General features: G+C 69.5%; 24 protein-coding genes and 1 riboswitch. Of the genes, 8 read left to right on the forward strand and 16 right to left on the reverse strand.

Annotated elements, in window-relative coordinates; translation table 11 throughout:
- Positions 1–53 precede the first annotated feature (53 nt).
- The 3 genes from VGN82_RS01085 to VGN82_RS01095 all read left to right on the forward strand — a co-directional run bounded on the left by VGN82_RS01085 (position 54) and on the right by VGN82_RS01095 (position 3,193).
- Positions 54–1,670, forward strand: a complete 1,617-nt coding sequence (locus tag VGN82_RS01085) for a caspase family protein (RefSeq protein WP_327525130.1) — start codon at positions 54–56, stop codon at positions 1,668–1,670.
- A 154-nt stretch (positions 1,671–1,824) separates the two neighbouring features.
- Positions 1,825–2,529 carry a CoA transferase subunit A gene (locus tag VGN82_RS01090; protein ID WP_327525131.1) on the forward strand — a complete coding sequence of 235 codons (705 nt, stop codon included), beginning with the start codon at positions 1,825–1,827 and terminating at the stop codon, positions 2,527–2,529.
- Between the two features lie 10 nt (positions 2,530–2,539).
- Positions 2,540–3,193: a 3-oxoacid CoA-transferase subunit B gene (locus VGN82_RS01095; protein ID WP_327525132.1), complete on the forward strand. Its 654-nt coding sequence runs from the start codon at positions 2,540–2,542 to the stop codon at positions 3,191–3,193.
- A 45-nt stretch (positions 3,194–3,238) separates the two neighbouring features.
- Here the strand turns inward: VGN82_RS01095 and bluB are convergent, their stop codons facing one another.
- Genes bluB through cbiE form a run of 5 tightly spaced genes read right to left on the reverse strand, consistent with a single transcriptional unit; the run spans position 3,239 to position 7,556 of the window.
- The gene (gene bluB / locus VGN82_RS01100) at positions 3,239–3,859 is read right to left on the reverse strand and encodes a 5,6-dimethylbenzimidazole synthase (RefSeq protein ID WP_327525133.1); all 621 of its coding nucleotides are present in this window, start codon (positions 3,857–3,859) and stop codon (positions 3,239–3,241) included.
- Complete coding sequence (locus VGN82_RS01105) at positions 3,856–5,175, reverse strand: cobyrinate a,c-diamide synthase (RefSeq protein WP_327525134.1); 1,320 nt, start codon at positions 5,173–5,175, stop codon at positions 3,856–3,858. Before VGN82_RS01105 ends, bluB begins: the two co-directional genes overlap by 4 nt.
- Positions 5,172–5,936 carry a precorrin-4 C(11)-methyltransferase gene (gene cobM, locus VGN82_RS01110; protein WP_327525135.1) on the reverse strand — a complete coding sequence of 255 codons (765 nt, stop codon included), beginning with the start codon at positions 5,934–5,936 and terminating at the stop codon, positions 5,172–5,174. Before cobM ends, VGN82_RS01105 begins: the two co-directional genes overlap by 4 nt.
- 10 nt (positions 5,937–5,946) lie before the next feature.
- On the reverse strand, positions 5,947–6,336 hold the full coding sequence (locus tag VGN82_RS01115; protein ID WP_327525136.1) for a cobalamin biosynthesis protein: 390 nt from the start codon (positions 6,334–6,336) through the stop codon (positions 5,947–5,949).
- A complete protein-coding gene (gene cbiE, locus VGN82_RS01120) occupies positions 6,333–7,556 on the reverse strand; it encodes a precorrin-6y C5,15-methyltransferase (decarboxylating) subunit CbiE (RefSeq protein WP_327525137.1) in 1,224 nt (407 codons plus the stop codon). The genes VGN82_RS01115 and cbiE overlap by 4 nt, the downstream gene beginning before the upstream one ends.
- Positions 7,557–7,599: 43 nt before the next feature.
- Here cbiE and VGN82_RS01125 point away from each other — a divergent pair, with 43 nt between their 5' ends.
- Positions 7,600–8,364: a cobalt-precorrin-6A reductase gene (locus VGN82_RS01125; protein ID WP_327525138.1), complete on the forward strand. Its 765-nt coding sequence runs from the start codon at positions 7,600–7,602 to the stop codon at positions 8,362–8,364.
- Here VGN82_RS01125 and cobJ read toward each other — a convergent pair.
- From cobJ to VGN82_RS01170, 9 genes are read right to left on the reverse strand one after another with little or no spacing between them, the layout of a single operon-like run.
- Complete coding sequence (gene cobJ, locus VGN82_RS01130; protein WP_327525139.1) at positions 8,307–9,098, reverse strand: precorrin-3B C(17)-methyltransferase; 792 nt, start codon at positions 9,096–9,098, stop codon at positions 8,307–8,309. The two genes, VGN82_RS01125 and cobJ, sit on opposite strands and share 58 nt — an antisense overlap.
- The gene (locus VGN82_RS01135) at positions 9,095–9,844 is read right to left on the reverse strand and encodes a precorrin-2 C(20)-methyltransferase (protein ID WP_327525140.1); all 750 of its coding nucleotides are present in this window, start codon (positions 9,842–9,844) and stop codon (positions 9,095–9,097) included. The genes cobJ and VGN82_RS01135 overlap by 4 nt, the downstream gene beginning before the upstream one ends.
- Before the next feature lie 4 nt (positions 9,845–9,848).
- The gene (locus VGN82_RS01140; protein ID WP_327525141.1) at positions 9,849–10,481 is read right to left on the reverse strand and encodes a precorrin-8X methylmutase; all 633 of its coding nucleotides are present in this window, start codon (positions 10,479–10,481) and stop codon (positions 9,849–9,851) included.
- Positions 10,478–11,767 (reverse strand): precorrin-3B synthase, encoded by a 1,290-nt coding sequence (cobG, locus tag VGN82_RS01145; RefSeq protein WP_327525142.1) that lies wholly within the window; start codon positions 11,765–11,767, stop codon positions 10,478–10,480. The genes VGN82_RS01140 and cobG overlap by 4 nt, the downstream gene beginning before the upstream one ends.
- Positions 11,764–15,090, reverse strand: a complete 3,327-nt coding sequence (cobN, locus tag VGN82_RS01150) for a cobaltochelatase subunit CobN (RefSeq protein WP_327525143.1) — start codon at positions 15,088–15,090, stop codon at positions 11,764–11,766. The genes cobG and cobN overlap by 4 nt, the downstream gene beginning before the upstream one ends.
- Positions 15,091–15,114: 24 nt before the next feature.
- Complete coding sequence (gene cobW / locus VGN82_RS01155) at positions 15,115–16,170, reverse strand: cobalamin biosynthesis protein CobW (RefSeq protein ID WP_327525144.1); 1,056 nt, start codon at positions 16,168–16,170, stop codon at positions 15,115–15,117.
- Positions 16,167–16,565: a DUF1636 domain-containing protein gene (locus tag VGN82_RS01160; protein ID WP_327525145.1), complete on the reverse strand. Its 399-nt coding sequence runs from the start codon at positions 16,563–16,565 to the stop codon at positions 16,167–16,169. The genes cobW and VGN82_RS01160 overlap by 4 nt, the downstream gene beginning before the upstream one ends.
- Positions 16,566–16,588: 23 nt before the next feature.
- A complete protein-coding gene (locus tag VGN82_RS01165; RefSeq protein ID WP_327525146.1) occupies positions 16,589–17,320 on the reverse strand; it encodes a CbtA family protein in 732 nt (243 codons plus the stop codon).
- A 12-nt stretch (positions 17,321–17,332) separates the two neighbouring features.
- Complete coding sequence (locus VGN82_RS01170; protein WP_327525147.1) at positions 17,333–17,509, reverse strand: CbtB domain-containing protein; 177 nt, start codon at positions 17,507–17,509, stop codon at positions 17,333–17,335.
- A 38-nt stretch (positions 17,510–17,547) separates the two neighbouring features.
- Positions 17,548–17,732, reverse strand: a riboswitch (cobalamin riboswitch).
- A gap of 125 nt (positions 17,733–17,857) precedes the next feature.
- Here VGN82_RS01170 and cobU point away from each other — a divergent pair.
- Both cobU and cobO read left to right on the forward strand, forming a co-directional pair.
- A complete protein-coding gene (cobU, locus tag VGN82_RS01175; protein WP_414644170.1) occupies positions 17,858–18,370 on the forward strand; it encodes a bifunctional adenosylcobinamide kinase/adenosylcobinamide-phosphate guanylyltransferase in 513 nt (170 codons plus the stop codon).
- Between the two features lie 28 nt (positions 18,371–18,398).
- Positions 18,399–19,010, forward strand: a complete 612-nt coding sequence (gene cobO, locus VGN82_RS01180; RefSeq protein ID WP_327525149.1) for a cob(I)yrinic acid a,c-diamide adenosyltransferase — start codon at positions 18,399–18,401, stop codon at positions 19,008–19,010.
- Between the two features lie 4 nt (positions 19,011–19,014).
- On the opposite strand, the gene cbiB is transcribed toward cobO, so the two are convergent.
- Positions 19,015–19,995, reverse strand: a complete 981-nt coding sequence (gene cbiB / locus VGN82_RS01185) for an adenosylcobinamide-phosphate synthase CbiB (RefSeq protein ID WP_327525150.1) — start codon at positions 19,993–19,995, stop codon at positions 19,015–19,017.
- Here cbiB and cobD point away from each other — a divergent pair.
- Both cobD and VGN82_RS01195 read left to right on the forward strand, forming a co-directional pair.
- Positions 19,994–21,031, forward strand: a complete 1,038-nt coding sequence (cobD, locus tag VGN82_RS01190; protein WP_327525151.1) for a threonine-phosphate decarboxylase CobD — start codon at positions 19,994–19,996, stop codon at positions 21,029–21,031. The genes cbiB and cobD overlap by 2 nt on opposite strands.
- Before the next feature lie 115 nt (positions 21,032–21,146).
- Positions 21,147–22,118, forward strand: coding sequence for a D-2-hydroxyacid dehydrogenase (locus VGN82_RS01195; protein ID WP_327525152.1), 972 nt, complete (start codon positions 21,147–21,149; stop codon positions 22,116–22,118).
- Between the two features lie 7 nt (positions 22,119–22,125).
- Here the strand turns inward: VGN82_RS01195 and VGN82_RS01200 are convergent, their stop codons facing one another.
- On the reverse strand, positions 22,126–22,647 hold the full coding sequence (locus VGN82_RS01200; RefSeq protein ID WP_327525153.1) for a hypothetical protein: 522 nt from the start codon (positions 22,645–22,647) through the stop codon (positions 22,126–22,128).
- Between the last annotated feature and the right edge of the window lie 56 nt (positions 22,648–22,703).

Consider the following 22,703-nt stretch of genomic DNA (forward strand, 5'->3'; position numbering starts at 1 on the left):
CCCGCGCGAGACCAGGTATTCGGGCAGCGGCGGACCGATCAGGGGAGGGTACCTTGAGCTTCGCGTCTTTCGGTCTGGCGTTCCGCGCCCGCTTCGCTGCCGCACGCGCCGTCGTGCTGGGCGCGATTGGGGGCGGTGTGCTCGGTGTGGCTGTGCTGGCTTCGGCGCTTCCGGCCGAGGCCGCTCCCGATCGCCGCGTCGCACTGGTGATCGGCAACAGCGCCTATACGTCGGTTCCCCGCCTGGCGAATCCGCAGCGCGACGCGACGGCGATCTCCGCCTCGCTGAAGCGTCTGGGCTTTGAGGTCGTCGAGGGCTACGACCTCAAGATGGAAGAGATGACCGGCATCGTCCGGGAATTCGCCCAGAAGCTCGACGGCGCCAAGGCCGGCGTCGTCTATTATGCCGGGCACGGCATCGCGGTCGGGGACGAGAACTATCTCATCCCGGTCGACGCTTCGCTGAAGTCCGAAGCCGATCTCGACTTCCGCGCCGTCAACGTCCAGCTCGTGCTGCGCCAGATGCAGCGCGACGAGCGCGTCAACATCCTCATTCTCGACGCCTGCCGCGACAATCCCTTCGCGACGCAGCTCGCTGCCAAGTCGCGGTCCGTCGCGCGCGGCCTGACCGCGATCGAGACGCAGTCGGCCTCGGGCATCCTGATCGCCTTCGCCACCGACCCGCGCGCGACCGCGCTCGACGGTGAGAAGGACGGCAACAGCCCGTTCACGGCCGCCCTGCTGAAGCATATCGAGACGCCCGAAGTGTCGATCACGACCGTGATGGACCGCGTCCGCGCTGATGTCTGGGAGTCGACCGGCAAGAAGCAGAAGCCCTGGACGAACTCCTCGATCATCGGCGAGTTCAAGATGAACCCGACGCTGAAGCTCGCCGCTGTCGATCCATCGGTGACGATCAAGGCGATCGACGGTGCCGTTCCGGTCCCCGCCACGCCGGCGCCGGTTGGTCTCGACCGCGCCCAGATGGACGTCAAGATGTGGGAGATCGCCGAGCGCGGCAATTCGCCCGGCGACTACAAGGCCTATCTCGACGCCTTCCCGACCGGCCAGTTTGCCGCCTTCGCCAAGAACCGTCTCGCCAAGCTCGACCCTGCGGCCCCGGTCGCTCCGGCCGCCTCGCGCGATACGGCGGCGCAGTCGGCCGGCGTCAGCGACGAGGCCCTGAAGGGCGAGAGCAGCAACGCCGAGACCGAGGCCGCGCTGAAGCTCTCTGCCGGCGACCGCCGCGAACTGCAGCGCCGCCTGACCCTCGCCGGCTTCAAGCCGGGCAAGGCCAGCGCCACCTTCGGCCCGAGCCAGCGTACCGCCATCAAGGAGTGGCAGACGACACGGTCGATCACCGCGACGGGCTTCATGGCGCCGCTGCAGCTCCAGGCGCTGCGCGCCCAGACCGAGCCGGCCTATCAGCGCGCGCTCGCGGATGAAAAGGCCGCGACCCGCACCCGTGCGATCGCCAAGGAGCAACCGGAAGGCCAGCCGCGCACGCGTGGCGGCGTCGCCTACGAAAAGGATCCGGTGATCCGTCGCGATCTCGAGCGCGAGCGTGCGGGCCGGGGCAACAGCTCCGGTGATGCGGCCGGTGCCGCCATCTTCGGCACGATCGTCGGCGGCGCCATCGGCGGCGTGCTCGGCGGTGGCTTCCGCCGCTGACGTTCACGTCGCGACGACAACTGCTTCCGAGAGCCGGCCCCATGCGGGGCCGGCTTTCTTATTGGCATAATGGGTTGTTGCCACTGCGCCGCAGGCTCGGCTAGTTCTGTCGCAAGCCGTCCGGCGACATCCATTTTCGGCAAAAGGCAATGCGATGAAGAAGGTTTTTCCTGACGCCAAGGCGGCTCTCGCCGGCGCCATCAAGGACGGCATGACGATCATGGCCGGCGGCTTCGGGCTCTGCGGCATCCCCGATCTCCTGATCGAGGCGGTGCGCGAGAGCGGCGCGAAGGACCTGACCTTCGTCTCCAACAATGCCGGCGTCGACGGAGCCGGCCTCGGCATCCTGCTCGAGACGCGGCAGATCAGGAAGATGATCAGTTCTTACGTCGGCGAGAACAAGCTCTTCGCCGAGCTTTATCTCAGCGGCCAGCTCGAGCTCGAATTCACCCCGCAGGGCACGCTGGCCGAGCGCATCCGCGCCGGTGGCGCCGGCATCCCGGCCTTCTTCACCAAGACCGGCGTCGGCACGCTCGTCGCGGAGGGCAAGGAGGAGCGCGAGTTCGACGGCGAGCGCTACATCATGGAGCGCGGAATCTTCGCCGACGTCTCCCTGGTCCACGCCTGGAAGGGTGATACCGAGGGCAACCTCGTCTACCGGAAGACGGCGCGCAACTTCAATCCGATGATGGCCACGGCCTCGCGCTTCACCGTCGCCCAGGTTGAGAACCTGGTCGATGCCGGCGAGATCGATCCCGATCACATGCACACGCCGGGCATCTTCGTGAAGCGCATCGTGCACACGCCCCAGAGCGTCAAGCGCATCGAGCAGCGCACCGTCCGCAAGCGCGCGGCCTGAGGAGGACACCATGGCCTGGACCCGTGAACAGATCGCCCAGCGCGCTGCCAAGGAACTGAAGGACGGCTTCTACGTCAATCTCGGCATCGGCATCCCGACGCTGGTCTCGAACTACATCCCGGACGGCATGAGCGTACAGCTCCAGTCCGAGAACGGCATGCTCGGCATGGGCCCCTTCCCCTATGAGGGCGACGAGGATCCCGACCTGATCAATGCCGGCAAGCAGACGATCACCGAACTGAAGACGACGAGCTTCTTCTCCTCGGCAGACTCCTTCGGGATGATCCGCGGCGGCCATATCGATCTGTCGATCCTCGGCGCCATGCAGGTCGCCCAGAACGGCGACCTCGCCAACTGGATGATCCCCGGCAAGATGGTGAAGGGCATGGGCGGCGCCATGGACCTCGTCGCCGGCGTCAAGAAGGTCGTTGTGGTGATGGAGCATGTCGCCAAGAACAAGGATGGCTCGGAATCGCCGAAGCTGCTCAAGGCCTGCGACCTGCCGCTGACCGGCGCCGGCGTCGTCGACATGGTGATCACCGATCTCGGCGTCTTCACGATTGACGAGAACGGCGGCGGCATGAGCCTGATCGAACTGGCCGAGGGCGTCACCCTCGACGAGATCAAGGCGAAAACCGGCGCCGAGTTCAAGGTCGCGGTGTAACCCGGGGGGCGGGGAGCCCCTCCCCATATGGGGAGGGGGACCAAGCTACCGCCCCTTCTCCCAACCGGCCCGCACCAACTCCGGCACGTCGCTCTCTTCTTCTGGCCAGCCGACGCAGAGCCAGGCGATCAGCTTCCATTCGGGCGGCGTGCCGAGCGCTTCGCAGACTGCCTCGGGCTCGAGGATGGAGACCCAGCCGACACCGACGCCTGCGACCCGCGCCGCGAGCCAGAACTGCGTGATCGCGGCGACCACCGAGTAATCCAGTGTCTCCGGCATCGTCCGGCGACCGAGACCATGGCCCCGGGCGGTGGCATGGTCGCAGAACACGGCGATCTGTTCCGGCGCCTCGCGCATGCCTTCGAGCTTCAGGCTGGCATAGAGCCGCGCTCGCTCGCCTTCATAGTCGTCAAGGGCGTCGGCATTGCAGCGCCGGAAGCTCGCTCGCGCCGCCTCGCGCTGCGCTTCATCGCTCACGCGGACCCAGCGCCAGGGTTGCGAGTGCCCGACCGAGGGCGACAGCTCGGCCTGTGCGAGAAGCCGTTCGACCAGCCCCTCCGGCAAGGCGTCGCGCCGAAACCGCCGCACGTCGCGCCGCCAGGAAAGCAGTTCCGCGAACTGCGCCGCGAAGGCGTCGTCGAAGCGGGGAGGAGAGTTCCGGCTCACCCTGCGACCGCGATCGCGTGGAAGAACGAGCCGGTGACGTTCCCGCGCCGGCAGCCGGCCGGGGCAGGCGCCGAGCCATGCGGATCGGTGACCTGCGCCAGCGGCGGATCTTCGCCCTGGCCGACGACCGTCGCATAGTGGAATTCGTGTCCCGTCAGCGCGTCGCCCGCGCGGCCGAGCGGGCCATCGGCTTCGAGCACGGCGCGGCGGTAGCCGAGATTCATCTTCCGCTTGGCGAAGGAGGTCTCGACCGAGAGCAGCCCGGCCAGCGCGTGCGAGACGCCATCGGCATCGATCAGCGTCCGGCCGAGCACCATGTAGCCGCCGCACTCGCCATGCACCGGTCGGCTCTCGGCAAAGGCTCGCAGCCCCATCAGGAAACGCGTCGCGGCCGCGATCCGCCCGGCATGCAGTTCGGGATAGCCACCTGGCAGCCAGCAGGCGTCGCAGTCCTCCGGCGGCGGCTCGTCGGCCAGCGGCGAGAACGGCACCAGCGTTGCACCCGCACGAAGCCAGCCCGCCTCGACATGTGGATAGACGAAACTGAAGGCGGCATCGCGCGCGATCGCGATGCGCCGCCCCGGCGCGGGCAGAGGCGTGATGGATGATGCACCCGCCGGCAGCAGGGTCGGTCCCGCGGCAGCGATGACGGCATCGAGATCGACGGCGGCTGAGACCGCATCGGCGAGTGCATCGAGGCGCGCGTGCAGGTCGGCCGTCTCGCCGGCCTGTACCAGCCCGAGATGGCGCTCGGGCAGGATCAGGCTGGCCTCGCGCGGCAGGGCGCCTAGCACCGGCAGCCCGATCCGTTCCATACCCTGCGCCACCAACCGGCGATGGCGTTCGCTTGCGACCTTGTTGAGGATCACGCCGGCGATCCTGATGCGCGGGTCGTAATGCATGCAGCCGAGCGCGATGGCGGCGGCCGATTGCGCCTGCCCGGAGACGTCGATCACGAGCACGACCGGCCAGCCCAGCAGGGCGGCGATGTCGGCGCTCGCTCCGGTATGGCCTTCGGGGCCGGGGACGGCATCGAACAGGCCCATCGAGCCTTCGGCGATGATGATATCGCTGCCAAGTGCTGCGCCGCTCGCGATCTGTCCGAGCAGGGTGTCGGGCATGGCGAAGGAATCGAGATTGGCGCTGGGGGCGCCCGTCGCGGCGGCGTGGAAGGCCGGGTCGATATAGTCCGGTCCGCATTTCAGCCCGCGCACGGTCAGGCCACGCCGTCTCAGGGCGCGCTGCAGGCCGAGCGTGATCGTGGTCTTGCCTGAGCCGGAGCGCGGCGCCGCGATCAGGATGCCCCGCGCGATCATACCCCGCCCCCTGGCCGGAAGCGTCGATCGTAGCTGGCGGAGTAGAGCGCGCTCTCGCCGAAATCCTGGGCGGCGAGCGAAGGCCCAACCAGGATCAGCGCCGTCCGCTCCAGCCCGGATTCGCGAACCTGCTCGACAATGGTGGCGAGCGTGCCGCGCAGCACGCGCTCGTCCGGCCAGGAGGCACGGAAGACGATCGCGACGGGGCAGTCCGCCCCGTAGAACGGCGTCAGCTCCGCCGCTACCTGCTCGATCACATGGATTGAGAGATGCACCGCGAGCGTCGCGCCGGACGCGGCGAAGGTCGCGAGCTTCTCCTTCTCCGGCGTGGCCGAAGCGCGGCCCGAGGTCCGGGTCAGCACCAGCGATTGTGCGAGACCGGGCAGGGTCAGTTCGCGCTTCAGCGTGGCGGCGGCGGCGGCGAAGGCCGGCACGCCCGGCGTCACGCTGTAGGGGATGCCGAGCGCTTCGAGCCGGCGCATCTGCTCGCCCGTCGCGCTCCAGATCGAAAGGTCGCCGGAATGCAGCCGGGCGACGTCCTGCCCCGCCGCATGCGCCGTCTGCATCTCCGCGACGATGGCATCGAGGTCGAGCGGGGCGGTGTCGATGATGCGGGCACCCGGCGGGCACCAGTCGAGCATCGCCTTCGGGATCAGTGAGCCGGCATAGAGGCAGACCGGGCAGGCGCCGATGAGGTCGCGCCCGCGCAGCGTGATGAGGTCTGGCGCGCCGGGGCCGGCGCCGATGAAATGAATCGTCACGATACGCACTTCATGATGTTGCTCGGGCCAGCGCGCAGGTGACGCGGGCGGTGGCGATGCGCGGCTGCACCAGCGTCCCGCCCGGCCCGGCCGCCGCCAATGCGGCGGCCTCCGCGACCGAGCCGACGCCGTAGAGCGAGGCGATCCGGGTCGAGCGCGTGGCGCAGGCGGCCTCATATCCCTTCAGCGCCTCGTCGGGCACCGCGACGAGCTCGGCTCGGCGGTTGGCGACGGCGGCCATCAGCCCGGGCTCGCCGATCCGGCTCGCCAGCGTCGCCAGACGGGATGGCCTCTCCCCCGCCAGCCCGGCGATCGCCAAGGCCTCGTCGAGGCAGGCCAGGATGTCCGCTTCGCTCGTGCCGGGCCTCAGGCCCAGCCCGGCGACGAGACGGCCGGTCAAGGCTTCTCGACCCGCCATTGCGTCACCGGCATCGCGGGGCGCCAGCCATGCTTGCCGCCGACGGGGGCGAGCCGGTCGATCGAGATCCGCCGCAGCGAGCCGCCATGCTCGGCATGGAGTGCAGCGAGCTTGGCCTCGCCCTCGATCGTGACGACATTGGCGACGAGCCGCCCGCCGGGCTTCAGTGCCGCCCAGGCGGCCTCGAACAGCCCCTCGACGGTCAGCCCGCCGCCGATGAAGACCGCATCCGGCGCCGGCCGCCCGACGAAGCTCTGCGGAGCCTCGCCGACGACCTCGACCGAGAGACCGCCGAGTTCGACCTTGTTTCTGGTGATCCGATGCGCCCGCTCCGGCTTGGACTCGAAGGCCACCGCCCGGTTGCGGACATGGCGCTGGCACCATTCGACAGCGATCGAGCCCGAGCCGGCGCCGACATCCCAGAGCAGCTCGCCGCCGCGCGGGGCGAGCGCGGAGATCGTGATCGCGCGGATTTCCGATTTGGTGATCTGCCCGTCATGGGCGAACCATTCCTCGTCGAGCCCCGGCGTCAGCGGCATGATGCGGGACTCGCGATTGGCTGCGACCTCGACGGCGATGAGGTTGAGCGGCACGACATCGTCATGGGAAAAGGCGTCAGCGCGTGTCTCGCGGATGCGCTCATCCGGACCCGCAAGCTGTTCCATCACGGTGATCCGGCTGGCACCGAGGCCGCGCGCCGTCATCAGCTCGGCGACGGCTCGCGGCGTCGTCTCGTCCCAGGACAGCGCCAGGATGCGCGCCCCCGGCTGCAGATGCGGCACGATTCGGTAGAGCGTGCGGCCATGCAGAGAGACCAGCGCGCATTCCTCCTGTGGCCAGCGCATGCGCGTGCAGGCCATCGAGAAGGAGGACAGCTGCGGGATGATCTTCATCTCCTGCGCCGGGATCGCGCGGGCGAGGCTGTTGCCGATGCCGTAATGGAACGGGTCGCTGGTCGCGAGCACGCAGACCTTGCGGCCGCGCTCGGCCAGGATCTGCGGCAGCGCGTTGCGGAAGGGCTGCGGCCAGGGCCTGAGTTCACCAGGCACCGAGCCGACCAGAGCGATATGCCGGTCGCCCCCGAAGACGATCTCGGCCTGCTCCAGCGCGACTTTCGCCTCGGGGCAGAGGCCGGCGGGCCCATCCTCGCCGAGACCGATCAGCGCGAGCCAGGGCGCGGGCGAGTTGGAGGGCGCAGCCATGCTTCCGCTCGACAGCTCAGCGTTTTCAAGCGTAACTATTGGCATGACCGTGCTCATCCTTGGTGGAACCAGTGAAGCGGCTGCGCTTGATCAGCACCTGGCTGAACAAGCTCCCGATATTCGCGCCATCATCTCGCTTGCCGGGCATACCGTCGACCCCCGTCCATCGAACCTGCCGGTTCGGGTCGGCGGTTTCGGCGGCATCGACGGGCTCAGGCAGTATCTGCGCGACGAGAACATCATCGCTGTCATCGACGCGACGCATCCCTTCGCCGCGATCATGCCCTTCAATGCCGAGCATGCCTGCAAGGCGGAAGGCGTGCCGCTGCTCGCCATCCGCCGCGAATCCTGGCGTCCTCAGGCCGGCGACAAGTGGAAGAGCGTTCCCGACATCGAGGCCGCCGTCGTGGCATTGGGGCGCGTGCCTCGCCGCGTCTTCCTCACCATCGGCCGGCTCGACCTGCCGGACTTCGCCGATGCGCCGCAGCATCATTACCTCGTTCGCGCCATCGAGCCGATCGGCGACCGCCTGCCCGTGCCGCATGTCACGGTGATTCAGCAGCGCGGACCGTTCCATGCCGAGGACGAGGAGAAGCTGATGCGCCGCGAGGGCATCGACGTCCTCGTCAGCAAGAATTCCGGCGGCGACGCCACGGTGGGCAAGCTGATCGCGGCGCGCCGTCTCGGCTTGCCGGTGATCATGGTCGAACGCCCGCCCAAGCCCGATGTCGAGACCGTCGCCCATGTCGATCAGGTCCTGCCCTGGCTGGTCACGCAGGGGCTCTTCGTCACCGAGCGGGGCGTATAGACGTAAGGCCGGTCGCTTCCGCGCGCGATCAACCGGGTGCTCGAGGCGCCGATCGTCACCAGTGTCGCCATGTCGGCGGTCGCCGCCGCAGCGACGGCCTCCGCCAATGTCAGGATGCGCAGGCTCTCATCGGCTCGTCCGACGGCGCGTGCGAAGATCACGGGCGTATCGGCTGCCCGGTGCCGTGCCGCCAGCTCCAACGCCGCTCCGAGCTGCCAGGGTCGCGCCTTCGAGATCGGGTTGTAGAGGCAGATCACGAAATCGGCGGCGAGAACGGCCTCGAGCCGTGCCGTCACGACCTCCCAGGGCTTGAGGTTGTCCGAAAGCGAGATCGCGCAGAAATCGCCGCCGAGCGGCGCGCCGGCCTTGGCGGCCGAGGCGAGCATCGCGGTGATGCCGGGCTCGACCGTGATCGGCAGCGAAAGCCAGGCCGGGTCGCCCGCCTCCAGCGCCTCGAACACGGCTGCCGCCATCGCGAAGACGCCAGGGTCGCCGCCGGAGACGACGGCGACGGTCCGGCCCTCGGCCGCAAGCCGCAAGGCATGGCCGGCCCGGTCGATCTCGACGCGATTGTCGGAGGCGTGCTTGGTCCTCCCGTCCTTTTCCGGGATGCGGTCGAGATAGGGGCCGTAGCCGACGAGATCACTCGCAGCCTCGAGCGCCGCTTCCGCCGCCGGCGTCAGCCAATGCGCCTCGCCGGGCCCGAGGCCGACGATGGTGAGGGAGCCGCTCACAGCCTGCGCCCCTCGCCAGGAACCAGCACCATCGAGAAATACGGCGCATCGTCGTCGGTCTTGTCGCTGAGTTTCGCCACGACCTGCTCCGCCATGGTGGCGCGCTCGACATAGATGGCGCGGTGGATCAGCCCGGCGGTCTTCAACGCCCGGCGCACCTTGGGCAGGTTGCGGCCGAGCTTCATGATCACGGCGGCGTCGGTATCGACGAGCCGCCGCGTCAGCTCGGTCTCGGGCAGCGTGCCGGGCAGCACGGTCATGATGTCATCGCCCCAGGTGATGGGCGCCGCCGCGCGCGTCCAGGCTCCGGCCATGCCCATCACGCCAGGCACCACCTCCGTGGGGAAGCGGTGGGCAAGGCGCCGCCACAGATGCATGAAGGAGCCGTAGAAGAACGGGTCGCCGTCGCAGAGCACGGCGATCGTCCGCCCTGCCTCCATCTCGGCTGCGAGCAGCGCCGCGGATTCGTCGTAGAAGGCGGCGATCGGGCCGCTGTAGCCTTCCTCCTCCACCGGCACTTCGATCGTGACCGGGAAGGCGAGTTCGATCTCGCGCGCGGCATCCGGCGCGACGATGGCATCGGCGGTGACGCGGGCATTGCCGCGTCGGCCGCGCTTGCAGAAATGCACCAGCCGGTCGGCCGTGACGATGATGTCGCGGGCGCGGAGCGTCATGTAGTCGGGATCGCCGGGGCCGAGGCCGACGCCGAACAGCAGGGGCTTGCCCTTGGCCGGTTCGATGCTCACCGGCTTATTCCTTCTCTTGCGCCAGCGCGTTGACGGCGGCTGCCGCCATCGCCGAGCCGCCGCGCCGGCCATGCACGACGAGGAAGGGTACTCGCCCGTCCTGCGCCAGCGCCTGCTTCGATTCCGCCGCGCCGACGAAGCCGACAGGGATGCCGATCACGGCCGCGGGCTTCGGAGCGCCGGCGTCGAGCATCTCCAGCAGCCGGAACAGCGAGGTCGGCGCATTGCCGATCACGACGAGCGCGCCGGCCAGATGCGGCCGCCACAGCTCCATCGCGGCGGCCGAACGCGTCGTGCCCATTTCGGCCGCGAGCGCCGGCGTGCGGGGATCGTCGAGGGTGCAGAGGACCTCGTTGTTCGCCGGAAGCCTGGCGCGGGTCACCCCGTTCGACACCATTTTGGCGTCGCACAGGATCGGCGCGCCGGCCTTCAGCGCCGTCTCGGCGGAGCCGGCGAATTCCGGCGACATCTCCACATCCGACGGGAGGTCGGTCATGCCGCAGGCATGGATCATCCTGACCACGACATTCCCGGCCCGGCCGGGGAAGCGCGTGAGGTCGGCCTCGGACCGTATGATCGCGAAGGAGCGCTCATATATCGCCGCCCCGTCCTGGATGTAGTCGTAACCCGTCGTCAAACCCGTGATCCCGAAAACCGGCCCGCCGCGCTCAGGCGAGCGTGAATCTCCTGTCCGGGCTGCAATCGCGCCATGATCCCGGAAAGGTCAAGCTCGGCGATGGCGTTGTCCCGCGCCGTGCCGCCGATCACCACGCCATAGCGCCCCTCGCGGCCGACGAGAGTGAGGTCCGAAGCCCCCGGCCGCGCGCAGGATTTGACGCAACCGGAGACATGCAGGCTCAGGCCCTCGGCCAACAGCGGAGCGATCGCCTCGGCCAGCAGCGCCGCATCCGCCATGGCCGGAGTCTCTGCCCGCAGGCAGGCTGGAGCCCCCGCGCAGGCCTGCACCGACAGGCGCGGGTCGTCGTCCCGGACGATCAGCCCGAGCGAGCCCGCGAAGCCGAGCAGCGCTGCAGCCCCGGCCTCGCCCATCCCGCGAAAAGCGATGCCGCGCCAGGGCGAGAGGCGAATTTCGGCGCAGCCATGCGCTTCGGCGGCCGCGCCGAGCCGGGTGAGCGCCGCGGTATCCACTCTGCCGAAGGGCAAGCCGATCAGTGCCGCGAAGCCGTCGGGGCCGAGCGCGAACAGCCCGGCGCGTCGCGGCGCGGCGCGGGGAGCGGGAGGCGATGCATGCGGCAGGTCGCTCAGGGCCGCAAGGGCGTCCGGCCGGAGGTCGGGCAGGCGGCGGATCGTGCCGGGCGCCTGCGCCCGTCGCGCGGCGAAGCGGCCGAGCAAGCCGGCGACAATCTCCCCGACCCTGCCGGCCGCCACAGGTCCGAGCCAGAGGCGGTCCGCCAGGGCGATTACGGCACTGCCGGGAGCGATCCCGACGACCCTCATATCGCCGGCGAAGGCGTCGAGCGACGATGCCCCGCCGCCATCAACCACCAGCGAGAATTTCGCGGGCAAGCCGGTCACCGCCCGCGCGCGTGTCTCGATTTCCGCGGCGAGAGCGCGGGCGTCGATCATGTCGCCGGCATCACCAGCCAGCGGCGCGGTCAGCGTCAGCCGCTGCGGGCCGTCGCCGTCATGTTCGTCTACCAGTCGTTCGGCCAGCAGCGCCGCGACCAGCGCCGGATGGCTCTTCGCCGTCACCCCGCGCAGCTGCAAGTTGCCGCGAGCCGAGATCTCGATCAGCCCGTTGCCATGTTTCGCCGCCAGCGCGGCGATGCGTTGGAGCTGCGCCGGCGTCAGTCGCGCGCCCGGCGGATGCAGCCGCACCAGCCAGCCATCGCCGGTCTCCATCGGCCTGAGTGTGCTCGGACACCAGCCGCGCCGCAATTCGTCCTTCGATGGGGCGTTCATTCGGCTGCCTCACGCTCCGGCGGCACAGCTGCGAGGAACGCTCCGACCGAGTTGCGCCGGCTGGTCCAGAGGCCGCGCCGCGCCGCCTCGGCCAGACGGGAGCGGATCGAGGCAGCGGCCGGCGCATTGGCGGCCTCGATCGCCGACCAGACGTTTGAATCGGCGCACCAGGCCTGGAACACCGCGTCGAACAGGCCGTCCGGCACGGCGTCCGTGCTCGCCGCAAAGACGAAGAGCGTATCGAGCGCCTCCGCCAACTCGGCGGCGCCGCGCCAGCCATGGGCGAGATGCGAAGCGATCCAGCGCGGATGCGTGAGCCTTCCATGGACGATGCGGGCGATGTCCTCCGCCAGCGTCCGCGCCTTCGGCGCCTTGGGCTTTGAACTGTCGAGGCTGTACAGGGCAGGTTCGGCACCGAGGGATCTGGCTGCCGCCGCCAGCCCGCCAATGACGTCGGCGGCGCTCGACGCTTCCAGTATGTCGCGCCCGGCGGTGTCGCTGACATGCACGAAGGCGTCCGCCGACCTGATCCGTTCGGCAAAGCTGGCGTCGAGGCTGGCGCTGCCATCCGGCCCGCCATAGGCATGGCTGGAGGCGGCTAGATAGGCGGCGCCGAGTTCATCCTGCGTCGTCCAGGCGCCGTCGAGAGCGCGATCCGCCATCGCCGCGCCGTAGCGCCCCGGCGCGGCGCCGAAAACGCGCGGCCCGGCCTCGCCGCGCCTGCGCGCGGCGGCGGGCTCGTTCCAGTCGTCGGGTTCGTCGAGGGCGGCCACAGCGCGCGCGGCTGCATCGAGCAGCGCGACCTGCTGCGGGAAGGTGTCGCGGAAGGCGCCGGAGATGCGCATGGTGACGTCGATGCGCGCGCAGGTCAGCTTCGGCAGCGGAACGATCGCGAACCCGGTCACCCGCGTCGAGGCCGGATCCCAGAGTGCGGTGACGCCCATGAGCGCCAGGGCATGGGCGATGTCCTCGCCGCCCGAACGGAGGGTCGGCGAGGCCCAGAGATCCATGACGACGCGGCGCGGCGCCTCACCGTGATCCTGCAGATGCCGGTCGATCACGGCCTGCGCCGCGAGTGCGCCGAGCCTTGCCGCCGCCCGCGTCGGGATGGCGCGCGGATCGAGCGTCGAGAGATTGCGCCCGGTCGGCAGCACGTCCGGCCGGCCGCGATGTGGCGAGCCGGCCGGGCCGGGCGGCACGAAACGCCCGTCAAGTGCCCGCAGCAGCCCTTCGCGCTCGGCTCGGGCCGAGTCGGGGTCGGCATCCGACTGCCCGAAGATGTGCAGTCCGTCGCGGAAGGGCAGTTCCGTGATGTCGCAGAGATGCGCGTCGAGCCGAGTCAGCGCGTCGCTCATTGAGAGGTCGGGCGTAATTCCGCAGGAGGCGGCGAGCCCGCTCGTTTCGGCACGTGAGCGGATCTCGCTCGCGACGATGTCGGCCCGGCGCGGGTCGAGCAACTGCGCCTGGCTGAATTCCTCGACGAGATCGCGCAGCAGCGCGGCTTCGTCTGCGGCCTGCGCCTCGGCGAGAGGCGGCGGCAGATGGCCGAGCGTGATCGCAGAAAGCCGCCGCTTGGCCGGCGCCGCCTCGCCAGGATCATCGACGACATAGGGGTAGATCACCGGCAGGCCCCGCGTCACGAGGCGCGGCCAGCAGGCGGCTGACAGCGCCACCGCCTTGCCCGGCAGCCATTCCGTCGTGCCATGGGTGCCGAGATGGATCAGCGCGTCGATGCCGGCCGTCTCGCGCAAGGCGAGATAGAAGGCGAGATAGCCGTGGCCGGGCGGTGCGTCCGGATCGTGATAGCGCGCCTTGCGATCGGGCGTCGCATCGCGCGGCGGCTGCAGCGCGATGGTGAGGTTGCCGTTCTGCACCACGCAGAAGCGGAAGGCACCGTCGCTGAAGGCGGGATCGTTCGCGGGCGCGCCATGTGTTGCGAAAAGCGTGTCGCGGGCGTCGGTGGGCAGGGTCGTCAGCCAGGCCTTGTAGGCGGCGAACGGCAGTCTGAAATCGGCGGAGCCGGCCGTGAGGGCTTGCATCAGCGCTTGATCGCTATTTCGGGAAGCGACCTCGTAACCCGCTTCTGCCAGCACTCCGCGGATCGCTGCGACACTGGCCGGGGTGTCGAGGCCGACCGCGAAGCCGGCACGGCCACCGCGCGCGGGATAATCGGACATCACCAGCGCCAACCGGCGCTGGGCTGCGGGCTTCACGGCGAGCGAAACCCACCCCGCCGCGAGATCGGCCAAGGCGGCGACGCCCTCCGCGTCCGGCACCAGCCGGCGGACATTCAACCCCGTGACCTCGTCTGCGACATCGGCCTTGAAGGCGACGGGGATCGCTCCCAGTCGACCGTCGAATTCGGGCAGCGCGACCTGCATGGCGAGATCGGCGGCCGAGACCCCGCGCGGCGAGGTGGCCCAGGCCTCGCGCGCGCTGCCGACCGGCATCGCCTGCAGCACCGGACAATCGGCTGTGTCGAGGACGAAGTCCGCACCCTCGCGGGCCGAGAAGGCGGTGGTGGTGACGATCATAGCCGGCCGACGCGTCGCGATCAGCGCCGCGAGATCGGCCGTGACAGCGGGGTCCTTCAGGCTGGTCAGGGCAAGGATGATTGGAGCGTGGTCGCGCGCCGCGAGCGCCGCCGCCAGCGCCTCGCCCATCGCGGTGTCACCCGCGCTGACGGCCGAGCGATAGACTAGGATTGGGACGAGCGGCCTGTCGCTGGGAAGGGCGCGCAGTGCCTCGCGCCAGGCGAGAGGTGAGCCGTCCATGCCAAGCGCGAAGAAGGTCGGAAGCACCAGCGGAGCGAGTGGGCTCGGTGCCGCCGGGTCGGATGACCCGAGCGCCGTTGAAATCCGCCGCAGCAGCCGTCGCATGTTCTCGGCCCCGCCGCCGGCATGGAAATAGCCGAGCAGTTCCGCCACCAAGCCGGCATCGACCGTGCCGTACTCGGCGAGCCGATCATCGATCCGGTCGTCGCCGGGCAGCACCGCGAGCGCGATGCCGTGCGCCCGGCAGGCCGCGCTGAGCTGCTCGATACCATAGCGCCAGTAGTCCAGCCCGCCGAGGCAGCGCACCAGCACGAAGCGGCTCCTCGCAGCCGTCTTCTCGATCAGGAGGTCGACCGAGAGCGGATGCCGCAGCCGCCGCAGCGAGGCGAGGCGGACGGCGAACCCGGTGCCGGCGGCGGCCGCCGCAGCAAGCGCCGAGAGGTCGCTGTCGGCATAGGAGAGGATGAGCACATCTCCCGGCGGCAAGGCGAGATCGACGGCGTCCTCGCCATCATCGAGCCTGATCTCGCTGGTTGGGAGCAGATGCATGGCGTTCCCCGGAAGCGAGTCGCCTCAGGCGCCCGCCAGCGCAGCCTCCACCGCCTTCAGGTCGAAGCCCTTGAGGCCGATCACCGTGAGGCGTCCGTCACGCGCTTCACCTTCGCCCCAGGCGCGGTCGAAGTGATGGCCGACGCGCCGGCCGACGCCCTGCACGACCAGTCGCATGGGCTTGCCCGGCACGCCTGTGAAGCCCTTGAGACGCAGCACGCCCTCGGCCTCGGCGGCTTTGGCCACGCGAGCGGACAGCTCTTCCGGGGACAGGCCGGCCGGCAGCGGCAGCGCGACCGAGTCGAAATCGTCATGATCGTGGTCATGTTCGCCCTCGCCGTGATGCGAGGGCCGCGCCGCGAGATCGGCCTCGGCCGCAGCGCCCAGCCCGACGATCAGCGCCGGCTCGACCTTGCCATGGCTGGTCTCGACGATCTTGATCGCCTTCGGCAGATGCTCGGCGATCTCGGCCTTGACGCGGTCGCGCCCGGCCTGGTCGATCAGGTCGCTCTTGTTGAGCAGGATCAGGTCGGCGCAGAGGATCTGATCCTCGAACACTTCCTCCAGCGGATTGTCGTGCTCGACGGAGGCGTCCGCCGCCTTCTGTGCGGCCAGTGCCTCGGGATCATCCGCAAACTGGCCCTCGGCGACGGCAGGCCCGTCGACCACGGCGATGACGCCGTCGACGGTGACGCGGGATCGGATTGCCGGCCAGTTGAAGGCCTGGACCAGCGGCTTGGGCAAAGCGAGGCCGGACGTCTCGATCAGGATGTGCTGCGGCGGGTCGGCCCGGTCCAGGAGCTTCTCCAGCGCCGGCACGAAATCATCGGCCACCGTGCAGCAGATGCAGCCATTCGGCAGTTCGACGACATCCTCCTCGGTGCAGCCGGAGATGCCACAGCCTTTAAGGAATTCGCCGTCGAAGCCGAGATCGCCGAATTCGTTGACGAGCACCGCGAGCTTCTTGCCCTCGGCGTTTTCGAGCAGGTGGCGCACCAGCGTCGTCTTCCCGGCGCCGAGGAAGCCGGTGACGATGGTGCAGGGGATTTTTCCGAGAGACGGATTCTGCGGAGCGTTCATGATGTCATCCTTTGCTGGCGCACCGGCAGGGGCGGCACGCGTGCGACCACGCCCTTGCGGAAGCAGGGCGGGCGCTCTTTCCAGGGAACGATGCCGTTGGCGCTGGCGGCATAGGCCTCCGCCGCGCTGACGATGTCGTCGAGATGGCTTTCGGTTTCGAGGTCGCCGATCAGGTAGGTCCATTTGCCGTCGGCGGCGAGCGCGATGGTGCAGGGCCGCTTGCAGACGGCGAGGCAGTCGGCCGTGACGACCGTGATGCCGTTCGCCTGTCCGGCGAGGCGTTGCGACAGGGCTTCCGCGAGCGCGCTGCCCGGCTGGTCGTAGCCATCCGGCAGATCTTCGCGGACGCGCCTGCAGGCCGTGCAGACATGGATGGTCAGGTCACCTTTGGGCATCGCGCCGGTCGCCCCGCCGGAGCTCATTGCGCCTCGGCGCGGCGGGTGAACCAGGGCCAGAGCCGGCCCACGGCAAAGCCAGTCGCGAGCCACAGCGCGGCCTGGATCGCCAGCGAGAGTGCGGCGAAATGGGCCGCGACCTCGGCCGGAACCTTGCTTTCGGGCGCGGCCGGGTGCGGCGCGCCGATCACGTGCGGCACCAGCATCGCGAGCACCGCGAGCGCGCGCAGCCACGCTGCCTCCATGCGCAGGAAGACGAAGAGTCCGCCGGCGGTGACGAGCGCCGTAACGATCCACCAGAGCTGGCGCTGTTCGAGCGCGGCCGAGGCCGCGCCCGGCAGCTCTGGTGCCAGCCCCGTCGCCGGCACGAGCCCGAAGGCGATGAAGCCGCAGGCGGCCCAGATCATCGCCCGCTTTTCGTCGATGGCGTCATTGGCCGCGATCATGCCGGCGAGCAGCAGTGCGGCGAAGCCGATCGCGGTCGCGATCGTCACCAGCGAGGTGAATAGCGTGCGTTGGAGGCCGTCCTGCGGCTTCCACTCGGCATGATCCGCATGCGCCTCGCCGCCATGGGCAAGGATGATCTTCGCTTCACCCGAGAAGGCGGCTTGCGTCGGTGCGACAGCGCGTAGTGCCGCCTCATAGGTCTCGGCCTTGAGGATCAGCGGGGTTGTGGTGACATGCTGGAGTGCGGCGACGATCAGCCCAGCCAGAAGCCCGGCCAGAAGACTGACCGCGAGAACACGATTGACCATGATGGCTCTTCCTCAGTGGCAGGGAAAAGCGAGGCCGTGGCGCGTATCATGGGCCGCGTTGTGCACGCTGGCCGAGGCGGCGAAGCCGACCGTGTAGACCAGCACGAAGCCGAGCAGGAGGGCGGCAGCAACGGCCTTGGCGCGTTCGGAAACGCTGGCCTGCTGGGTGGAAACGGAGGTCGTCGTCATCATGGGTCTCCTGGCCGCCCCGCCGGCGGCCTGTTGGAAGGCGGATCGATACGACGGCAGGTCTCCTGGCTCGCGGCTCTAGGCATCCTGCACCGCCTTCCCGGGATGTCCCCCAGTGGCCGATGGCGCAGAACTCGCCGCTTACAGTTGCGGGGGCAGCCGCGGAGTTTCACCGCGTTCCCTTTTCACCTCCTCGCGGAGGCACCGTCAGCCGAGATCATTAGCCATCCGGACGGCGCTGTGCAATGCAGTGCGCCGTCATTCTTGGGCGATGCGGATCGCAGAGCCGAGAATCTCTGGCGGGAGATGCTCTGGACGAGCCCGGGCAGGACGGCGGAGGACGCTACCTTGGATATCCCCCACCTCACCCTCGTCCTCGGCGGTGCGCGCTCGGGCAAGAGCCGCCATGCCGAGGCGCTGATCGAGACGCTGCCGCCGCCCTGGGCCTATCTCGCGACGGCACAAGCCTGGGATGACGAGATGCGCGTGCGCATCGCCGAGCACCGAGAGCGACGCCCGGCCGAGTGGGTCACGCAGGATGCGCCGCTCGATCTGCCCGGGGCGATTCGCGGCCTGCCGTCGGGGCAGCCGGTGCTGGTCGACTGCCTGACGCTCTGGCTGACCAATCTGATTCTGGCTGAGCGCGACACATCCGCGGCAGGTTCCGATCTGATCGAGGCCTGCGCGCAGGCCACGGCGCCGATCGTGCTCGTCTCCAACGAGGTCGGCCTCGGCATCGTCCCTGACAATGCGCTGGCGCGGCGTTTTCGCGACGAGGCCGGCCGACTGCATCAGGCGATTGCCGCGCGGGCCCGCCGTGTGGTCTTCATGGTCGCCGGCCTGCCGATGCAGGTGAAGTGAACCGATGACGAAAGGCCAAGGACCCGAGATGACGACCGAGAGCGACGACGCGGCCCGCCACAAGGCCAAGATGGCAAAGCGCAAGGCGGTGCAGGACGCCGAGGTCGCTGCCAAGACGGTCGAGAAGGGCTTGCTGATCGTCAACAGCGGCCCGGGCAAGGGCAAGTCGACGGCCGCCTTCGGGCTGGCCCTGCGCGCGCTCGGCCATGGCTGGCGTATCGGCGTGGTGCAGTTCATCAAGGGCGCCTGGGAAACCGGCGAGCGTAAGGCGCTGGAAGCCTTCGGCGATCAGGTCTCCTGGCATACGATGGGCGAGGGCTTCACCTGGGAGACGCAGGACAAGGCCCGCGACATTGCCGCCGCGACCCGCGCCTTCGACAAGGCGAAAGAGCTGATGGCCGACGAGAGCATCCGGCTGATCGTGCTAGATGAGCTCAACATCGCGCTGCGCTACGACTATCTGCCGCTGGCCGAGGTCGTGGCGACATTGGCAGCGCGCCGCTCGGACCTCCACATCGTCGTCACCGGTCGAAACGCCAAGCCGGAATTGATAGAGGCCGCCGACCTGGTGACCGAGATGACGCTGGTGAAGCACCATTTCGCGGCAGGCGTGAAGGCGCAGGAAGGGATCGAGTTCTGAGAGCTCAGGCCGCCCAGACCAGCGCTGCCCCAAGGCCCGCCAGGCCCCAGAGCAAGCCACAGGCCCGGCGGTAGAGCCGCAGCGCGTGCCGGATGTCGGCTGCCGTCGCCACTGCGCGGCCGTCGCCCATCCAGCCATCCTCGACGACGACCTCGCCATAGATGCGCGGCCCCGCCAGGCGCAGGCCGAGCGCGCCAGCCATCGCGGCCTCCGGCCAGCCGGCATTCGGCGATTTGTGATGGCCCGCATCGCGCCGCACCGCCCGCCAGGCCGCGTCGGCATCGGCCTCGCGGTCGAACGCGGCGGCCGCGATCAGCAGCAGAGCCGTCAGCCGCGAGGCCGGCAGGTTGACGAGGTCGTCGAGCCGTGCCGAGGCCCAGCCGAAGGCGAGATGGCGCGGCGTCCTGTGGCCGATCATCGAGTCGGCGGTGTTGATCGCCTTGTACAGCGCAATGCCGGGCAGGCCGGCGACGCCGAGCCAGAAGGCCGGGGCCACCACCCCGTCGGAGAAATTCTCGGACAGGCTCTCGATCGCGGCCCGTGAGACGCCGGCCTCGTCGAGGCTTTCGGGATTGCGCCCGACAATCATCGCGACGACCTTGCGACCCTCGACCAGCCCGCCGCGCTCAAGTCCCTCGGCGACGGCGGCGACATGCTCGAACAGGCTCCGTTGCGCCAGCAGAGTTGATCCGAGAAGGGCGAGCGGCAGCAGGCCGAGCGGACCGAGCGCGCGGCATAACGTCGTCAGGGCAAGTGCCGCAGCGAGTGTCACTGCGAGGAGGATTACGAGGGCCACGATCCCGGCCGCCTTGCGGGCCGCGAAGCCAGCGTCCTCCCGGTTGAGCCCCCGGTCGATCTGCGAAATCAGGGCTCCGAGCCAGGTGACGGGATGCCCGATCAGCGCATACAAGCGCAGCGGATAGCCGATGACCGCCTCGACGATGAGCGCGGCCAGTAGCAGAAGCAGGGTGTCGGGTAGGGCCATGGCGGGCGAGGGTGGAACCGAAGGCATCTGGCATGGCGGCGATCTGGCCAGGGCGCGAACGCTTTTTCCCGATGCGCCGCAACCCTGGATCGATCTCTCCACCGGGATCAACCCCATCCCCTATCCGCTTCCGTCGCTGCCGTTAAGCCTGTGGCAGCGCCTTCCCGGCGCCGATGACGAGGCAGCCTTGCTCGAGGCGGCCCGGAACGCTTATCGCGTGCCGCCCGAGGCGGGGATCGTCGCAGCGCCCGGAACCCAGATCCTGATCGACCTCCTGCCGCGCTTCTTCCCGGCAGCCGTCGCAGCCGGCCCCGTAGCTGTGCTCGGGCCGACCTATGCCGAGCATGCGCAGGCCTGGCGCAAGGCGGGAGGGGATGTCGTTGAGGCAGCCACACCCGCAGAAGCGGCGAAAGCCGCGACTGTCGTGGTCGTCAATCCGAACAATCCCGACGGCCGCAGTCTTCCGGCAGCTGACCTCGTCGCGCTAGCGCGGCACTGCGCTGCTCGTGGCGGCATGCTGATCCTCGACGAAGCCTTCGCGGACTTCACGCCCGAAGCCAGCCTGCTGCCCGCCCTGCCGCCGGCGACGATTGTCCTGCGCTCCTTCGGCAAGACCTATGGGCTGGCCGGTGTCAGGCTCGGCTTTGCCATCGGCGAAGCGGCGCCGATGGCCGCCCTGCGGGCTGCGATGGGGCCCTGGGCCGTGGCCGGCCCGGCGCTGCGGATCGGGGCGCTGGCGCTGGGCGACGGGCAATGGCTGGCGCAGGCGGGCGGAGCTCGCGCCGCCGATGCCGCGCGGCTCGATGCCTTGCTCGCGCCGCTCGGTCGGATCGTCGGCGGCACCACGCTGTTTCGCCTGCTGGCCACGCCCGATGCACAGGCGCTTTTCGCCCATCTCGGGCGTCACGGCATCTATGTCCGGCGGTTCCAGAACGAGGCGAGATGGCTGCGCTTCGGACTGCCCGGCGATGCGGCCGGATGGGAGCGTCTCGAGGCGGCGCTGTCATCGGCAGCCTTGCATCCGCGGTGCGCGTAAGTCTTGCATACGCACCGATCCGGCATGCGCGCGAAGCCGGGACAGCACTGGCGCCGCCCGCTAACCTGGGACCGATCGAGACAGGACAAGCCTTGCCTGAAGGGGAACGATAGACATGCCCGCATTGCCGCCGGAAGGCGATCTGACAATCTGCTTCGCCCATGCCGCCTATCAGTTGCAGGACGAGTTCAAGTCGCGCGGTCGTGCGGCGAAGAGCTTCGAGGTGCGCTCGCTCGAGGAGTTCAAGGCACGCGCCCCCGAGGCCGATGTGGTGGTCGTCTCCGGGCTCTGGCGCAACGAGCTGATCGCGGCCTGCCCGAAGCTGCGCTTCGTCCAGTCGGTCAGCGCCGGCACGGATCAGTACGACAAGGCTGCCTTCGCAGCGGCCGGCATCCGCTTGGCCAGCGCGCAAGGTGCCAATGAGCGCGCGGTCTCGGAACACGCGATGGCGCTCATCCTTGGGCTGACCCGCCAGATCCATCTCGCCCGCGACAATCAGTCGGGCAAGCATTGGCGCCCGATGATCGGCGACCGCGCCCGGCGCGAGGACGAACTCGGCGGCAAGACGCTGGTCATCGTCGGCCTCGGCCGCATCGGCCTGCGGCTGGCGACGCTGGCGGCGGCCTTCGGATTGCGTGTGATCGGCGTGCGCCGCAGCCCCGAGCCACAGCCCGGCATCGAGGCGATCGTGCGCCCCGACCAGCTCCACGAGGTCATGGCGCAGGCCGACATCGTCGCGCTGACATGCCCGCTGACGCCCGAGACCGAGAATCTGATCGATGCCAGGGCGCTGGCTGCGATGAAGCCGACGGCGCTGCTGATCAACGTCGCCCGCGGCAAGGTCGTCGACGAGCAGGCGCTGATCGCGGCCCTGAGCGAGGGCAGGATCGCCGGTGCCGGGCTCGACACCTTCGTCGAGGAGCCGATGCCCGCGACCTCGCCGCTCTGGGCGCTGCCGCAGGTCATCGTGACGCCGCACAGCGCCGGCGAGACGCGCGCCTATGAGACCAATGTCGTCGATCTGCTGGTCGAGAATCTCGGCCGGCTGGCGCGCGGCGAGACGGGGCTGCGCAACCAGGTCGTCTGAGCCGGGTTCAGGCCCGCAGCGACCGCCACCATTGCCGCGCAGCATCCCGGCTGCGCAGCGCGAAGGCATAGGCCGCACTGCTCCTGACCCAGTCCAGCGCCCGGCGCCGCAGCCGGTCGAGCCAGCCCATGGCCCAGGCGAGCCAGCCATAGGTCAGGAGCTTGTCGCGGCCGGCGTGATAGATGCGCTCGACCAGCAGGAAGCTGATCAGATGGGCGAATGCGAAGACGACGAGACCACTCCTGCCCCGCCCATCCGCCATCATCCACAGGCCGAGCAGCTTCAAGGGCTCGGCGATGGCGAAGGGGATCGCGAGCAGGACCAGGATGACGAGGCGCTGCAGCCGCGCGATTGCCATCTCGATGCGCTGGATGATGCGCAGCGACGAAAGCCAGCGGATCAGCGGCCGGTAGAATGGGCGCGCGATCTCGTCGATGACGATCAGGATGGTGAGCACGCCACGCAGGAGCGCGAAGAGGAGGCGGGCGAGGGGGCCGCGCCCGCCATTGTGCTGCAGGGGTTGCCGCATGGTGTTCGGTTCTCGTCCGGTTTCCTCCACCTCCACCCTGTCCTTTCCCCGTTGAC

The sequence above is a fragment of the Allobosea sp. genome (genome assembly GCF_035999205.1).
Classification (GTDB): Bacteria; Pseudomonadota; Alphaproteobacteria; order Rhizobiales; family Beijerinckiaceae; genus Allobosea.

Excerpts from the sequence above, each read along its gene's own strand:
- VGN82_RS01105 (WP_327525134.1), bottom strand. The coding sequence starts at position 5,175 with ATGATCGCGCGGGGCATCCTGATCGCGGCGCCGCGCTCCGGCTCAGGC.
- VGN82_RS01090 (WP_327525131.1), top strand. The coding sequence starts at position 1,825 with ATGAAGAAGGTTTTTCCTGACGCCAAGGCGGCTCTCGCCGGCGCCATC.
- cbiE (WP_327525137.1), bottom strand. The coding sequence starts at position 7,556 with ATGGCTGCGCCCTCCAACTCGCCCGCGCCCTGGCTCGCGCTGATCGGT.
- cobO (WP_327525149.1), top strand. The coding sequence starts at position 18,399 with ATGACGACCGAGAGCGACGACGCGGCCCGCCACAAGGCCAAGATGGCA.
- VGN82_RS01160 (WP_327525145.1), bottom strand. The coding sequence starts at position 16,565 with ATGCCCAAAGGTGACCTGACCATCCATGTCTGCACGGCCTGCAGGCGC.
- cobG (WP_327525142.1), bottom strand. The coding sequence starts at position 11,767 with ATGAACGCCCCATCGAAGGACGAATTGCGGCGCGGCTGGTGTCCGAGC.
- VGN82_RS01170 (WP_327525147.1), bottom strand. The coding sequence starts at position 17,509 with ATGACGACGACCTCCGTTTCCACCCAGCAGGCCAGCGTTTCCGAACGC.
- cobN (WP_327525143.1), bottom strand. The coding sequence starts at position 15,090 with ATGCATCTGCTCCCAACCAGCGAGATCAGGCTCGATGATGGCGAGGAC.
- cobD (WP_327525151.1), top strand. The coding sequence starts at position 19,994 with ATGGCGGGCGAGGGTGGAACCGAAGGCATCTGGCATGGCGGCGATCTG.
- VGN82_RS01125 (WP_327525138.1), top strand. The coding sequence starts at position 7,600 with ATGACCGTGCTCATCCTTGGTGGAACCAGTGAAGCGGCTGCGCTTGAT.
- cbiB (WP_327525150.1), bottom strand. The coding sequence starts at position 19,995 with ATGGCCCTACCCGACACCCTGCTTCTGCTACTGGCCGCGCTCATCGTC.
- VGN82_RS01195 (WP_327525152.1), top strand. The coding sequence starts at position 21,147 with ATGCCCGCATTGCCGCCGGAAGGCGATCTGACAATCTGCTTCGCCCAT.
- VGN82_RS01095 (WP_327525132.1), top strand. The coding sequence starts at position 2,540 with ATGGCCTGGACCCGTGAACAGATCGCCCAGCGCGCTGCCAAGGAACTG.
- VGN82_RS01200 (WP_327525153.1), bottom strand. The coding sequence starts at position 22,647 with ATGCGGCAACCCCTGCAGCACAATGGCGGGCGCGGCCCCCTCGCCCGC.
- VGN82_RS01165 (WP_327525146.1), bottom strand. The coding sequence starts at position 17,320 with ATGGTCAATCGTGTTCTCGCGGTCAGTCTTCTGGCCGGGCTTCTGGCT.
- cobW (WP_327525144.1), bottom strand. The coding sequence starts at position 16,170 with ATGAACGCTCCGCAGAATCCGTCTCTCGGAAAAATCCCCTGCACCATC.